Consider the following 15,421-nt stretch of genomic DNA (forward strand, 5'->3'; position numbering starts at 1 on the left):
TGGCGCTTCGGCCGCGGTGCGGGCGGCGGCGGTGCGGGCGGCGGCGTGCCCCGGCCGCGGCTCGGCGCTCACTTGATCGCTCCGCGGGCGAGGAGGTGGGCGAGGTCGCCGAGCGTGCCGATCGTGATCACGGTGAGCTCGCGCGCGGTGCGGACCGAGGGCTCCGCACCGGGTTCGGCCCGGACGACGACGGCCGTGAGGTTCGCGGGGAACGCGACGGCGGCCTGTCGCAGACGCTGCAGCGGCACGTTCGAGCCCGTCACCATGAAGGCGATCGAGAGGTCGGTGAACGTCGCCGCGGTGAGCTGCGCGACCGACTCGAGGCGCATGACGCGTCGGCCCGGCACGATCTCGCTGAGGCCGTCGAGGAGGGTGCCCGGCGTGTGCGTCGGGAACGTGCGGATCGTCTGCACGGCGCCTCGGGCGAGCTCCGGCAGCTCCCCGCTCGAGGCGACGAGGACGTCACGGCCCTCTCGCACGCCCTGCACGCCGAGGGAGGCGGCCGCGCTGACGGCGAGCTCGAACTCGTCGTCCGAGCCGAACTCGACGGGCTCGAGGTCGACGAGCACCGCGATGCGGGCGTGCCGCGACTCCTCGTACTGGCGCACCATCAGGCGCCCGGTCTTCGCCGTCGCCTTCCAGTGCACGTGCTTGCGGGAGTCGCCGGGCACGTACTCGCGCACCGCATGGAAGTTCAGGTCCGAGTTCGACAGCGTCGTCGTCGCGGAGCCCTCGAGGTCGCGGATGAGTCCCGCGCTCGTCGAGGGGATGGCCGTCGTCACCGGATGCACGTAGACGCGGCGCACCTCGGGCCACGACAGCTCGCGGCGCAGGATGCCGAGCGGATCGCCCCGGCCGATCGTCATCGGGCCGATGTCGATGACCCCGCGGCGGGCCGCGTTGATCGCGAGCTGCTCCTCGTGATGCGCCCCGGCGCGCAGCAGGGGGACGTGCACCTCGACGAGGCCCTCGCCGACGGGGATGTCGACGACGCCGGGCAGCGATGCGCGCTTGCCCCGGTTGACGAGCACGAGGCGCCCGTCGACCTGCGAACCGGCGACGACGCGATCGGCGCCGAGCGCGAGATCGATGCCGTAGTCGTGGGTGCCCGCGAGGAACGGCAGGCACACGAGCACGAGCAGGATCGCGATGCCCGCGAAGACCCACGCCTCGACCCAGCCGAACGAGATGCCGCCCGCGATGCCCACGACGGCGACCGCGAGGAGCACGAGCCCGGCCGTCGTGACCGTCTCGCGAACCCACCCGATCGAGGCCGACCACGCGGTGCGCAGCGCGCGGCCCGCGACGCGGGCGCGATACACCGTCGCGCCGACGGTGTCGCCGCTCGAGCGCGAGGTGCGGGTCACGGTGCCGACACGACTGCGGGTCGACGTCCCCGTCGACCCCGCGGTGCGGGTCAGCCTCGATTCGGTGTGGATGCTCACGCGGCGCCGTTCTCCCGCGGGGCCGGCACGTCGAGGAGGATCTGGCTGACGATCTGCACGGCGGTCACGCCGTCGAACTCGGCCTCGGGCTCGAGCACGAGTCGGTGCGCGAGGGCCGGTACGGCGAGGTCGCGGATGTCGTCGGGCGTGACGAAGCTGCGGCCGCGCGAGGCCGCCCACGCCATCGACAGGCGCGAGAGCGCGAGCGCACCGCGGACGCTGACGCCGAGGCGGACCTCCGTCGCGCGCCGGGTCGCGTCGACGACGCGCATGATGTAGTCGAAGATCAGCGGGTTCACGTACACGCCGCGTGCGAGGTCGCTCATCGTGACGAGCGTGTCGACCGTCACGAGCGCGGGCAGCGCGGGCTTCGCCTTGACGACGCCCTGCAGGATGCGCAGCGTCGCGGCCTCGTCGGGGTAGCCGATCGAGGTCTTGATCATGAAGCGGTCGAGCTGCGCCTCGGGCAGGCGGTACGTGCCCGCCTGCTCGATGGGATTCTGCGTCGCGATGACGAGGAACGGGTCGCCGACGGGGCGGGTGACGCCGTCGATCGTGACGTTGCCCTCCTCCATGACCTCGAGCAGGGCCGACTGCGTCTTCGGGCTGGCGCGGTTGATCTCGTCGGCGAGCACGACGTTCGCGAAGATCGGCCCCGAGTGGAACTCGAACTCGCCCTTCTTCTGGTCGTAGACCGTGATGCCCGTGACATCGCCCGGCAGCAGGTCGGGGGTGAACTGGATACGGCTGGAGGAACCGTCGATCGTCTGCGCGATCGCTCGGGCGAGCGCGGTCTTGCCCGTGCCGGGGAAGTCCTCGAGGAGCACGTGGCCGTCGCTGACGGCGGTCGCGAGCACGAGCTCGACGATGTGCCGCTTGCCGAGGATCGACTGCTCGATGTGGTCGGCGAGCAGCGCGAAGGTGTCGGCGAACCAGCGGGCCTGTTCGGGGGCGATGGTCATGGGGTCGCTTTCGTTCGGGATGCGGGTCGGGATGCGGCGCGCGGCCGGGTCAGCCGCCGGTGCCGGGGTCGGGGGACGGCGTCGGCGTCTCCGTCGTCTCCGGCGGCTCCGGCGGCTCGGTCGGTTCGACCGGTTCGGCGCACAGCGTCATGGTGCGGGTGATCGAGTCCAGGTTCTTGAAGTCGTTCGTCCACGTCAGCTTCAGGGTCGCGGGCCGCTCGCCGGTCGTGGCGTCCACGAGGGTGTCGTCGGCCACGAAGTCGAGCGTGTACGAGTCGCGGGCCGCGCCGGACACGCCGGTCACGAACTCGGAGGCGAGCGCCCAGCGGTCGAAGGTGCGCGTCTCGTAGGGCACGCAGCCGCTCGTGGAGGCGAAGGTCACCCAGGCGGTCGTGGGCGCGTTGACCCAGTTGATCACGCCGTAGGAGTCGCAGTCGCCGGAGTTGAACTTCCGGCACTGCCGATGCTGACGGTCATCCGGGATCCGCTCGGGATCGAGCTGGTTGTTCGACGTCGTGAACGTCTGCGTCCAGTCGAGGTTCGAGTAGAGCTTGTACCACATGTTGCGGTTCCAGCTCGAGCTCAGGTTCGGGGCCGCCGTGACGCCGTAGCTGTACGTCGTGCCGCTCTGCGCCGGCGTCGTGCCGATCGTGTACGACGCGGTGCCGGAGCTTCCCGTGCCGTTCTTCGTCTCGAACTCGCGCGGCCGGGTGGTCGCGACGCCGAAGCCGTTCGTCGCGCACGCCTTGCCGTAGTAGTCCTGGTCCTCGGTCAGGCCGGTGAACTGGCCGGTCGTGCTGCTCCCGTCCGGAACGATCAGACCGCCGGCGCCGTCTGCGGTGCACGCGGGCTCGGCGGTGCCGCTCACCCAGAGCAGGTAGTACACCGAGAGGGCTCGGGGCGAGGCGTTCCCGTTGAACGACGCCGAGATCGAGATCGCGTCCGTCGATGCCGAGACGAGACCGACCTCGTTCGGACCGGTCGGGCTGCCGGCGAACGTCAGCGTCGCGTACGCGGAGTCGCCCGAGGCGGGCTGGCCCCACGTGTCCGGCGGCGAGAACTGGCTGATCGGCGTCACCTTGAGCTGGTAGTTGCCGGGCGAGTACGAGAGCTGCACGCTCGTCGCGGGGTTCCGCGTGTCCCGCGAGACGTCGCGGCTCCCGCGCCCGTTGTCCCACTCGAGCCGGAATCCGGCGACGTCGCTGTTCGAGGCGATCGCGACGTCGACGACTCCGCGGGTGGTCGAGGTCTCCCAGGTGTACACGGGCGTCGGCGTCACGCCGAGCACCTGCGGCGACGAGTAGGCGTTGGTCGTCACGGGCGTCGTGTCGAGCGAGTCGCCGACCGAGTTGACCGCCCGCGCCGTGTAGTCGTGCCGGGTGCCGTTCGTCAGGCCGCGGAGCGTGCAGGTGAAGTACATCTCCGACGGGACGCAGTCGGCGCCGACATCCTGCCCGCCCTCCAGGATCCGCACGCCGGTGAGCCCGGGGTGGGCGAGGCGCGCGTTGCCGAGCCAGACGCGGAGCGCGACCCAATCGGCGCCGTAGTCCGAGGTCGTCACCGACTCCGGCTTCTGCGGGTAGCCCTGGATGTCGAGGGAGAGCGTGCCCTGGCCGATCCGCCCCTGGGCGTCCGCGACGACGAAGGTGAGGGTGCAGGTGCCGCCCGGCGGGGTCGGCCCGCCCGGCCACACGACGCGCACGGCCGTCTCGTTCGCGGCCGTCACCGTTGCGACCTCGCAGCGACTGGAGGCGAGCGAGCGCAGCTTCAGCCCGGAGCCGGTCTTGCCGGCGAACGGGTCGTACTCGCCCGCGACGCCGACGACGGGGACGGTGCAGTCCGCGCCGTCCGACACGTCGCACGTCGCGGTGAAGGTCGCGCCGCGCGGGGCGTCCGGCGGTGCGATGCCGACGACGAGGGTGATCGTCGAGTGCAGGCCGCCGAAGTTCGACACGTCGATCGAGATCGACTCCTTGGCGCCGGGCTTCGCGTCGGCGTGCGCCTCGGCCGTCACCGTCGCCCCGGTCTGGACGACGGTGAACGAGGCGCCGACGTAGGTCGCCCGGTAGTCGAGCAGCGCATCGTCGCCGACGCGACCGCCCTCCCACGTGGTCATCGACGCCAGCAGGTCGACCGTCTCGGTCGCTGCCGGGGCGACCGTGCGCGAGATCGGGCTGAGGATCGCGAGCGGGTCCTTCGGGCGGAGCGCGATGGGGACGGCGACGCCCGACCAGGCGGACTGGCCCTCGAGCCGCACGGGCAGCAGGCACGTGTCCGACCACGGCGCCTCGCGCCCGGTCGAGTACGCGGCCGTGTCGTCGTCGACCGGCGTGCACGAGGCGTTCGCGCGGCCCACGCGGAAGGAATCGTCGTCGCGGATCTCGACGGACGTGTCGGCCGGCAGGTCGAGGATGTCGTCGATCGAGAACTCGACCGTCTTCTCCTCGTCGACGAGGATCGGCGTGAAGCCGCTCCGGAGTTCGAGCCGGTAGTCCTCGAACGCCGGGATCCGGAGGAAGCCGAAGGCTTCGACGTCGTTGCCCGAGGCATCCTGCCCGCTCACGCGGAACGGCACGACGGCGCCCTTCGCGGGCTCGGGCCCGGAGATGCGAGTGCCCTCGGCCTCGTAGCGGCTCGCCGCGTCGCCCCACACCTCGAGGTCGAGGTCCGCGACATCGCCGCCGGCCCACGCGACCTTGCCCGCGACGACATCGATGCCGCCGCCCGAGAGGTCGGCGCGATCGCTCGCCGTGACGATCGTGTCGGAGACGACGGGCTGCTCGGCGCTCGCCGACTGGGTCACCTCGAGCACGAGCAGGCCTTCCGCCGTGCTCGAGGTGAGCTTCGAGCGGATCGTGACGATGAAGGATGCCGGCCCGGCCTGATCGCCGGAGAGGAGCACGATCTTGCCCTCGCGGAGGTCGGTCGACGGGTCGATGAGCGCGCGCAGGCGCCCGAACTCGGCGTTGCCCTCGGCGTCCGGCACGTTCGGCTTGATGGCGACGAGTTCGAGGTCTCCGCCCGCCGGATCGCGGTCGTTGCGGAGCGGTTCGACCACGACGGGGGCCGGCGAACCGGCCGCGATCCGGACGTAGTCGCTGAACGCGACGGGCTGGACCTGGCCCGACTCGGGCACGACCGCGACCCGGACGGTCGCGGTGCCGCGTTCGCCGTCGCCGTCGCGCACGCTGTACTCGAACGTGGCGAGCCCGCCGGGGACGCCGTCGTCGGGCGCGCGGAATCGGATCGCGTCGCCGGTCGCGGCGATCGACGCCGCGCCGGCCTCGGCCTGCGTCACGTCGACGAGCGCGACCGTGTCGCCGTCCGGGTCGACACCGTCGAGGGGCACTGGTATCGAGACCGTCTCGCCCGCGCCGACGCGCGCGGCGAGCGCCGTCGGGACCGGGGATCGGTTGACGCCGTCGGCGAGCACCGTGATGAGGAGGATGCCGCTCGCCCGACGGTCGGCATCGCTCTCGAGCGCGGCGGAGTACGTCACGGCGTACACGCCGGCGGTCTTCGGCGCGAGGTAGCGCACGACGTCGCCGTCGGAGAAGACGAGCTCCCCGTCCGCGCCGGAGCCTTCGACGCCGGGCAGCACGACGAGCCGCTCGCCGCGCGGCGCGACGTCGTTGTCGAGCACGTCGACGTCGATCGTGCCGCCGGCGCGCACGGTCGCCGTGTCGGCCCGGGCGACGGGCGCCTGCGGGTCGGGCGCGGCGAGGAGGAAGACGGTCAGCTGCGCCTCGGTGACGGCGCCCGCGCCGTCGGCGATGCGGATGCGCGCGGTGCCGATGCGGCCGCTGCCGCCGTCGGGCGTGGTGCCGCCGACGCGCACGCGGTCGAGGTCGACGACGTCGACCGTGAGGGTGCCCTCGACGGCCGCGGCCGACTCGATGTAGAGCACGCGGCCGCCGCGGTAGGCGACGGTGTCCAGCACATCGACGGTCGCATCCTGGTTCGGCCGCACGAACACGGTGAGCGAAGGGGCGGCGATCGCGGAACCCTCGGCGACCGTGAGCCGGAGGACGGCGGTCTTCTCGGCGAGGGTCTCGGTGTCCTGCACCGAGTAGGCGAGGACGTACTCGCCCGGCTGCTCGGCGCTCAAGCGGATGCTGCCGGCCGCCGAGTCGGCGGCGACGCTCAGCCCGTCGATGGGCGCGCTCGGCGCGGCGTCGAGCAGGCGGTAGGAACCGGACCCGCCCTGGACGTGATCGGCGATGTCGACCTCGCGCTGCTCCCCCGGCGCCGCGGACACGGCGACGGGCGCGGCTTCGAGCACGGGCGAGCCGGTCACGGTCACGGGGATCTCGAGCTTGGTGCGCGCGCCGAAGGAGTCCTCGACCGCGATCAGCACGGCGATGATGCCGCCCGCGCCGTTCGGGTCGGTGTGCCGGATCGCCAGTCGCCCGTCGTCGGTGATGACGACGTCGAGCGGCGCCTCCGGGTCGACCGTCACGGCCGCCGCGAGCACGAGCGGGTCGCCCTCGGGGTCGACCCAGCCGCGCAGCGCGGAGACGACGGCCGTGCCGCCGGGCTCGACCTGCGCGGAGGGCGCGGGGAGCGTGCAGCCGTCGACAGGGCACCACACGGGCGGAGAGTTCTGCCCTGCGGGCACGACGTCGAGGGTCACCGTCGCGGGCGCGGACGTCGCCGAGCCGTCGGTCACCTGGTACTGGAACGACGCGGACGTCGCACCGGCCGCGACGGTCGCCACGGCGCGCTGGTTCTCGGCGACGAGGCCGACCGTGCCGAATGCGGGGTCGCTCAGGCCGCCGAGCGTCGGGACGATCGAGAGGACGTCCTTCTTGTTCGGGTCGGAGTCGTTGAGCAGCACCGGGAGGTCGGCGATCGCGCCGGCCCGCACGCCGAACCGGTCGTCGCGCGCGACGGGCGGCTCCTGCTGGGCGACGTCGTCGACCTCGACGGTGCCGGAGCGCTCGTCGTCCTCCTCGTTCTGCGACCACTGCTCGAGCGGGACGAGGTCGCCGTCGCTCGTCCACACGAGGCCCGAGCTCGTCTCGTTGACGACGAGCCGGTCGCCGTTGCCGCGGAGCACGGGCACGATCGCCTGGACCTCGGCGAGGGCCTCGTCGCCCGCGAGCGGCACGGTCTGCGTGCGGTGCGCGGACGTCCAGAGCGTCCCGCCGGTCTGCCCGATCCAGGCGGCGTAGGCCGTGCCGTCCACGACGAGCGGGGCGGCCGGCACGCCGTTCGCCTCGACGAGTCGTTCCGCGGCCCCGGTGCGCAGGTCGACCGAGACGAGACCGGACGAGTCGGCGACGAAGAGCTCGTCGCCCGCCGCCGCGGAAGCCTGCACGAGGGCGTCGGCGCCGAAGCCGGCGTCGATCGGCGTTCCGCCGTCGATCCATACGCGGCCGCCGTCGGCATCCACGAGGACCCAGTGGGAGCCGACGAGCCCGAGCTCGACCCGGGTGTCCGCGCCGGGGGCGTCGGTGACGGCGGCGAGTCCGCCGCTGAACGTGCCGGTCGTCGCGTCGAATCGGCGCACACCGCCTTCGGCGGCGGAGTATGCGGCGACCATGCCGGTCTCGGAGACCGCGACGGCCGACGCGGCGTAGGCCGGCGCCTCCGTGTCCTCCGGGCCGGAGCCCGAGTCGGGACCTTCGGTCTCGACGACCTCGCCCGCGGCGGGATCGATCGGGAGGGCGGTGCCGAGCCCGTCGTCGCCGAGGATCGCCACGGACACGCCGCCGGCCTCCGAGCGGTAGACGACGTACGCGCCGGCGGAGTCGACTTCGACGGTGCCGTCGGGGGTCGCCTCCGCGGAGGCCGCTTCCTCGTCCTCCTCGTCGTCGACGAGGTCGGCGGGCGCAGCGGCGTCGACGGGCCACCAGCGTCGCAGTCCCTGGGTGAGGACGACGGCGTCGTCGCCCGACTGCAGCACGGCCGAGGGGTCGTCCACGTTGCGCACGGTGTCGAGCTCGCCGAGCTCCGTGTTGACGCGCGCGTAGCGGCCGTCGTCGCGGCTCACCCAGACGGCGGTCTCGACCTCGGGGACGTCCTGCGCCTCGTAGCCCTGCGCGATGACGGCACCCGTCACGACGAGGGCGACGGAGACGATCGCGGCGGTCGCGCCGACCCACTGCTTCCGACGGCCCGCCGGCTTCGACCCCGCGGCGTTCACAGCACGCCCGTCGCGAAGAGGGCGGCCACGGTGCCGGCCGCGACCACCACGGCGCCGACGAGCGCGCCGATGACCGCGGGACCGAGCGCAGAGCGCTTCGGCGCGGCGACGAACAGCCCGTCGCGGTCGACGGCGGCGCCCTCGAGCTGCTTGCGGGTGCGCTCGGCCCGGCGCGAGTCGGGATTGACCGTCGTCACGACGGGGCCGCGGGACCGGCCGTCGGAGAAGTCGATCGGTGCGGCGGCGGCCCACTCGGGTGCCGCGACCTCGAGCGCGGTCGGCGCGATGCCGAGCTCGTACTGGGCCCAGCGCAGCGCCTCGCCGAAGTCGGCCATCGACGCGTACCGGCGCGCCGGGTCCTTCGACATGGCGGTCGCGAGGATCTCGTCGACGCGCGGCGGCACCCCCGCGAACGGGAGCGGCGTGTACTTGGCGCGGATGACCCGGGCCTTCAGCGCGTCCCGCGAGTTCTCCTCGCGTTTGGGCGACTCGAACGGGCTGCGCCCGGCGAGCAGCGTGTAGAGCGTCGCACCGAGGCTCCAGATCTCGCTCGGCACGGAACCGCTGACGCGCTCGCTCAGCACCTCGGGGCTCGACCACGGCACGCTCATGGCGAAGACCTCGGGACCTTCCTCCGCGTTGAGGGCGGCCGCGATGCCGAAGTCGGCGAGCACGGGCTGGCCGAGCGTCGTCACGAGCACGTTCGAGGGCTTGATGTCGCGGTGGAGGAAGCCGGCGCGGTGCGCGGTCTCGAGCGCGCCCGCGAGGCGGACGCCCGCGTCGAGCACCTCGGCGATCGGCAGCGGACCGCGCTTCATGCGCGCACCCATCGTGTCGGGGCAGAACTCCATGACGAGGTAGGGGCGGCCGTCGGCCGAGATCGACGCGTGGTAGATCGTGACGATCGACGGGTGGGCGGAGAGGCGCGCCATCGTGTCGGCCTCGACGTTGAACGTGCGCAGCGCCTCCGCGTCGAACGTGTCGGCGTGCAGCACCTTGACGGCGGTGATGCGTCGCGGCATGTCCTGCTCGTAGAGGTAGACGTCGGCGAACCCGCCGGAACCGAGAGGCCTGAGGTAGCTGTAGCCGCCGATCATCGGCGGCGAAGCGGTCATCCGCTTGCCCACGTCGTTCCTCCCCTGGGACGCACGGCCCGTCGGGTACGGGCCGCAGGGCCCGAATGGGCGCGCGGGGCGACGTGCTCGGGCAGCATCGTCCACCCTAGGCGATGCCGAAAGCCCCGACCGACCACCTGTGGAGGAGCGGCGGACGGCCATTACGGTGGAGCCTGGGAAGGGGATCGGACATGCGCGCACTCGTCATCGACCGCACCGGCGGGCCGGAGGAACTCCAGGTCCGGGAGGTGCCCGATCCGCTCCGGATCTCCGACGAGGTGCTCGTGCGCGTCGTCGCGGCGGGCGTCAACCCGATCGACGCGAAGACCCGGAAGGGCAACCGCGTCTCGCAGGCGATCGAGCACTGGCCCGTCGTGCTCGGCGGCGACTTCGCCGGCGTCGTCGAGGAGGTCCCGTACGCGGACCACCCGCTCCGCCCGGGCGACCGCGTCTACGGCATGGGCCGGGTGCCCCGTACCTCCGGCTCGTACGCCGAACTCATCGCGGTGTCCTCGCTGAGCGTCGCCCCGATGCCCTCGACGCTCACCTTCGCCGAGGCCGCCGCCGTCCCGATCGCCGCGATGACGGCCTGGGGCGCCGTCGTCGAGACCGCGAAGGTGCACGACGGCCAGCGGATGCTCGTGCACGCGGCCGCCGGCGGCGTCGGCGCCTTCGCCGTGCAACTCGCCCGCTATTTCGGGGCGCGGGTCACCGCGACCTGCTCGGCCGGCAACCGCGACTTCGTCGCCTCGCTCGGAGCGCACCGCGTGATCGACTACCGCAGCGAGCGCTTCGAGGACGTCGCCGGCGAGCAGGACGTCGTCATCGACCTCGTCGGCAACACCGCCGACGACACCGGCACGCGCTCGCTCGGCGTGCTCCGTCCCCGCGGACTCGTCGTCAACGTCCCCACCGGCAGCTGGCCGTCCATGGCCGAGGAGGCCGCCGAGCGGGGCATCCGCGCCACGGGCTATTCGGTCGCACCCGACGCCCGCGTGCTCTCGGTGCTCGGCCGGCTCATCGACGACGGCGCCGTGCGCGTGCACGTCGACCGTGTGCTCCCGCTGGAGGACGGCGCCGAGGCGCACCGGCTCATCGAGGACGGGCACGTCCGCGGCAAGCTCGTGCTCCGCGTCGCGCCCGACCCCGACTGACCCGCGCTCGCGCTCCCGCCGGGCGCCCCGCCCGACCTGCTCGATCGTGCCGGGCGGGCGACCCGTGGTCGGCGACCGGTCAGTAGCGGACCGCGACGACCCCGGCGGTCTGCTGGTCGACCCAGGCCTGCCAGGCGGCCTCGCTGACGTCGGCGCCCTGCGCCGCCGCCGCGGTGAGCGGGTCGACGCCGTCGAACTTCGCGGCATCCGCGACGTCCCACGCGTCGACGCCGAGGCTGTCGAGGTAGGCGAACATGCTCGCCCCGAACTGGTAGTAGCAGAACGCGTCCTCGACGTAGAACTGCTCCGGCGCGAGGTCGGCGATGCCGCTCGAGGACATGTTGTCGTAGCACCAGCTGAGCTCGAGGATCGCCTGGGAGTCGGCGGGGGCGTACGCGCCGTCGTAGAGTCGGCGGTTCTCCTGGTACGTCGCCCAGCCCTCGACGGTGACGCGAGGCGGGTCCGACCACGACGAGGGAACGGCCGTGTAGTGCATGACGTGCTCGAACTCGTGCGGCAGCGTGCCGTCGAGCTGCTCCATCGCCGACGGCCCGAGGAACACGACCGAGGTCGACGTCGAGTCGCCCGTCGCGATCGTGGTGTCCATGCCCTCGGTCCAGGACTCCGGGCGAGTGGTGGGCACCGCGTACGCCGCCGCCTCCATCTGCCAGCCGGCCGTGGCCTCGTCGACGAACCACGTGTCGAAGATCGACTGATCGTCCGTCGCGAAGACGTTGAAGCCGTCGAGCGGGAGGTCGCGGCCCTGCGCCTCGGCGTCGTCGAGCACCCAGGCCGCGGCCTCGTCCGCCTCTGCGACGAGCGAGTCGACGAGCGCCTGCTCGGACTGCCGGCCCGCGATGAGGACGTGCTCGCCGCGCGCCACGTAGAGCGGCTCGAAGTCCCACGCGGCCTTCGGGCCGTCGGTCCGCCAGCCCGTGATCGTCGCGACCTCGTCGACGACGTCGACGCTCGCCACGTAGCGGAAACCCTGCACGAAGTGCTTGCCGGCGTCGTCGCCGCCGCTCCCACGGGGGGCGAAGGCCGCGAACGCGAGCGAGGCGCCGAGCACGACGGGCACCTCGACGCTGCCGTCGCTCCACGGCACGTCGTACTCGTCGCCGGACATGGCCGCGCTCGTCCAGCCGAGCTGCTCCATGTTGTCCCACCAGAGGGTGAGCGGGGCGACCGCGTCGCCGGAGACGCGGGCGAAGAACGCCTCGCGATCCTGGGACTCCAGTGCGGCGTTGAGCTCGCCGAAGAGCGCCTCGCCGGGCGCGGCCCCCTCGGCGGCGGCGGCGACCGCCTCGTCCGGGATCGGCGGGACAACGAGCGCGCGCGGCGTGACCACGAGGAACACGAGCGCGATCACGAGCACCACGAAGCCGCCCGAGCCGGCGATGAGCGCGATGAGACCGCCGGAGCGGGCACGGGCGGGTGCCGTCGCGGTCGGGGTCCGCTCGGGTTCCGGGGCGGGCGCGCCCTGCTGCGGGTGGAGCACGGGAGTCGTCACTGCTGCCTCGTCGTGATCGTCGTGATGCGGTACTCGGGGTACTCGGTGGTGGTCGGATCGACGAGCAGCATCGTGAACACCAGCTCGGTCTCGCCGTTCGGAAGCACGGCCTGGAGGATCGGCGGGTCGCTCTCCTCGCCCACCGATTCGAGCCCGACGAGCTCGGGGAGGTCGCCGCTCTGGCCGAGCGGCTCGAGGGTCGAGGTGAAACCGTCGAGGTCGACGTCCTCGGCGACGCCGTGGAACTCCGCATCGTTCGCGAGGCACTCCGCGAGCAGCTCGTTCTCGGCGAGGGCGTAGTCGGCGATGCCGCCGAGCACGTCGTCGGCCGACGAGCACCAGCGATCCCACTCGGCCGACTCGGCGTTCAGCGGCGGCGCCGTGTAGTCGCTCACGACGAACGGTCCGTCGAGGCCAGCGTCGTCGAGGTTCCACTGCAGTTCGACGATCGCCCACGGCCCGCGCGCCTGCGGCTCACGGCCGTCCTCGACGAACCCGGGCTCGTCGAGCGAGCCGTAGTAGAAGGCGCGCTGCAGACGGAAGCCCTGCACGCTCGAGGCCGTCACCGGCGTGCCGTCGACCTCGAGCGCGTAGTCGACGCGCACGGCGACGACCGCCTCGTCAGCGAAGTCCAGGTCGTCGTCGCGCCGATCGCCGTTGTCGGGGTGCTCCTGGTAGTACGCGACGTCGAGCACCTCGTAGTCGATCTCGAGGTCGTTCGCGGCGGCCGCCGTCGCATCGCCGACGATCGTCGTCGCGCCGGTGCCGAGCGCCGCGAGATCCGCGCGGTACTCGGCCGAGCGCATCGCGTCCGCGTCCTCCGCGCGGCCGGCGACGAGGGCATCCAGGTACTCGGCGACGGCTTCGTCGGCCGCGGGCGGTCGCAGTGCGTCGTTCGCAGCGACGCGCTGGGCGTAGTTGACCGATCCGCCCACGATCGTGCCGAGGACGGCCACGAGGACGATCGCCGCCGTGACGAGCACGCCGCGCGTGAGCCGGTCGCGCAGCGGGACCTTCGCCTTCGGCGGGCGCGCGCCGCCGGGGCCCACGTGCGCCGCCCAGGTCGTGCCGTCCCACCAGCGCGGCAGGCCCGATCCGGCGGGATCCGGGTACCAGCCGGCAGGGACGCCCGCGGTCGTGGAGACGGAGAGCGCGGGCGCCGGCCCGGACGTCGCGGGCTGCGCGACGTGCGTCGGCGGCGCCGTCGGGGGCACGTTCGGAGCCTGCGGGCCCGGCGCGAGCGGCGCGGCAGGCGTCGCCGGTGCGTTCGGCACGAGCGGAGCGGTGTTCGCGGTCCAGGCGCCGCCGTCCCACCAGCGCACCAGTCCGGGCGCGGCGGGATCGGGATACCAGCCGGGTTCGGGCACGCGGCTGCCTTTCTGACGGATCGGTGAGGGGCGCGGTCACTCTAGCGGGGCGATGGGCGGCCGACCGCCGGGCTGTGGACAGGCGCGAGCGGGCGCGGAACGCGTCCTCCAGCCGTCAGTCGTCGAGCCCGAACCCGGCCCGCACGAACGCCCGAACCCGATCCCACGATGGCGGCGCCGCGCGAGGGCCGAAGTGGGGGAACGCGGCCCGCGTGCCCGGGAAGCCCGCGATGTTCTCCGCGAGCCGGCAGAGCACGCTCGCCCGACCCGGCGCGGCGGCGCTCGCACCGGTCGGGTCGTTCCAGACGGCCGCGGGCATGGAACGGCACACCTGGAGGAAGGGCTCGAGCGCCCCCTCGGCCGCGAGGCCGAGCCGGGACCGCAGGTGCCCGGCATCCTCGAGGGCGATCTCCGCGGCGTCGAGCACCCCCGGCCGAGCGGCGAGCCGGTCCGCCTCGACGACGCCGGCGAATCCGGCCTCCGCCAGCCGCAGTCGCACGGCGGCTCCGACGGCCCCCGCCGTGATCGCGATCGCACCGGCGCGACCGGCCCGCGCGAGCCGCGCGCCGAGCCCCGCGACCGCCCGGAACCGATCCGGGCCCGGGCTGCGGTCGACCTCGACGAGGACGTGCTCCCAGCGCTGCGCGAGCGCTTCGGCCAGGCCGCTGGGGCCGACGACCTCGCATCGAGCACCCGCGGAGCGCAGGGCGTCGGCGATCGCGGCGCTCGAGACGGGATCGACGCTCACGACGAGGATGCCGGTGGGCGGGCGGCGCCGTGACCCGCACGCACGCACTCGCCACGCTCTCGTGGGCGCGGGCTGCAGCACGGTCGGCCTCCGGGGTGTCGGGTCGCACGCGATGTCGGGGCGGGGATCGGGCGCCCGGCCGCCGGCGTCGGAACCGGCGACCGGGCGGCGGCCGGCGCCCCCTGATGCACCTGGCCGCCGCGAGCGCTCCCCCTCGCGGTCCGCCAAGTCAAGCGGTTGCAGCGACCCCGCGGTGGCCGGAATCGTCCGGTTCGGTCCGGCCCGGAACATCCGGATCGGGCTCGCCATCCCCCCGGACTGGGGCAACGCTCCTCGTGTGCAGCGGGCCGCCGCACTGGTACCTCTGGAACTCCCCCAGCAGAGCCCCGACGAGGACGACAGAGATGACCGAGCCGAACGCCCCCGAACGCCTCGACCAGCCCGATTCCGGCGACGCCGCCGAGCAGCGGGCCGGCACCGCGCCGTCCGACGGTCGGACGCCCCCCGCCGAGGGCGTCGCCGAGTTCGCCGCCGGACTCCGCGGCCTCCGGCTCGAAGCGGGCAGCCCGACGCTCGCCAAGCTCCACAACCTGACCGGCATCTCCCGGACGGTGCTCTCCGACGCGTTCGCCGGCCGCCAGTTGCCGTCGGCGCGCACCGTCGACGGCATCGTCCGGGCGTGCGGCGGCGAGAGCGCGCAGTGGGTCGCGCAGCGCGACGAGCTCGCGGGACTCCTCGCGCGCCGGACGGAGCCCGTCGAGGCCGCCGTCCCAGCCGCTGCGGCCGACGAGGGCATCGAGGCTGAGGCCGCCGCCGAGGCCGCGCCGGTCGCACCCTCGAAGCCTGCTGCTCGCCGGCATGCCGCCTGGGCGGTCGGCGGCTTCCTCGCCGGCGCCCTCGTCGTCGGCACCGTCGCCGCGCTCGTCGCCACGAGCGTGGCGGGCTCGCGCGTCGACGCCGCCGTGGATGCGG

General features: G+C 73.6%; 9 protein-coding genes. 2 read left to right on the forward strand and 7 right to left on the reverse strand.

What is annotated here, in order from left to right:
• Positions 1–68: 68 nt before the first annotated feature.
• The 4 genes from GB864_RS15755 to GB864_RS15770 are packed head-to-tail and all read right to left on the reverse strand — an operon-like array spanning position 69 to position 9,670.
• Positions 69–1,445, reverse strand: coding sequence for a DUF58 domain-containing protein (locus GB864_RS15755; RefSeq protein ID WP_160426653.1), 1,377 nt, complete (start codon positions 1,443–1,445; stop codon positions 69–71).
• Positions 1,442–2,407, reverse strand: coding sequence for an AAA family ATPase (locus GB864_RS15760; protein ID WP_160426654.1), 966 nt, complete (start codon positions 2,405–2,407; stop codon positions 1,442–1,444). Before GB864_RS15760 ends, GB864_RS15755 begins: the two co-directional genes overlap by 4 nt.
• A gap of 49 nt (positions 2,408–2,456) precedes the next feature.
• Positions 2,457–8,555: an Ig-like domain-containing protein gene (locus GB864_RS15765; RefSeq protein WP_160426655.1), complete on the reverse strand. Its 6,099-nt coding sequence runs from the start codon at positions 8,553–8,555 to the stop codon at positions 2,457–2,459.
• Positions 8,552–9,670 (reverse strand): serine/threonine-protein kinase, encoded by a 1,119-nt coding sequence (locus GB864_RS15770; protein ID WP_202107291.1) that lies wholly within the window; start codon positions 9,668–9,670, stop codon positions 8,552–8,554. The genes GB864_RS15765 and GB864_RS15770 overlap by 4 nt, the downstream gene beginning before the upstream one ends.
• A gap of 191 nt (positions 9,671–9,861) precedes the next feature.
• On the opposite strand from GB864_RS15770, the gene GB864_RS15775 reads away from it, so the two are divergent.
• Positions 9,862–10,824, forward strand: coding sequence for an NADP-dependent oxidoreductase (locus GB864_RS15775; protein ID WP_160426657.1), 963 nt, complete (start codon positions 9,862–9,864; stop codon positions 10,822–10,824).
• Positions 10,825–10,903: 79 nt separating this feature from the next.
• Here the strand turns inward: GB864_RS15775 and GB864_RS15780 are convergent, their stop codons facing one another.
• The 3 genes from GB864_RS15780 to GB864_RS15790 all read right to left on the reverse strand — a co-directional run bounded on the left by GB864_RS15780 (position 10,904) and on the right by GB864_RS15790 (position 14,449).
• The gene (locus tag GB864_RS15780; protein WP_160426658.1) at positions 10,904–12,334 is read right to left on the reverse strand and encodes a hypothetical protein; all 1,431 of its coding nucleotides are present in this window, start codon (positions 12,332–12,334) and stop codon (positions 10,904–10,906) included.
• Entirely contained in the window at positions 12,331–13,701 is a 1,371-nt protein-coding gene (locus GB864_RS15785) for a DUF2510 domain-containing protein (protein ID WP_160426659.1), read from the reverse strand. Before GB864_RS15785 ends, GB864_RS15780 begins: the two co-directional genes overlap by 4 nt.
• Positions 13,702–13,816: 115 nt before the next feature.
• Complete coding sequence (locus tag GB864_RS15790; RefSeq protein WP_160426660.1) at positions 13,817–14,449, reverse strand: hypothetical protein; 633 nt, start codon at positions 14,447–14,449, stop codon at positions 13,817–13,819.
• A 404-nt stretch (positions 14,450–14,853) separates the two neighbouring features.
• Between GB864_RS15790 and GB864_RS15795 the strand changes: the two genes are divergently transcribed.
• A partial coding sequence (locus tag GB864_RS15795) for a helix-turn-helix domain-containing protein (RefSeq protein WP_160426661.1) occupies positions 14,854–15,421 on the forward strand: 568 nt, incomplete at its 3' end.

This window comes from Agromyces seonyuensis (assembly GCF_009789225.1).
Classification (GTDB): domain Bacteria; phylum Actinomycetota; class Actinomycetes; order Actinomycetales; family Microbacteriaceae; genus Agromyces; species Agromyces seonyuensis.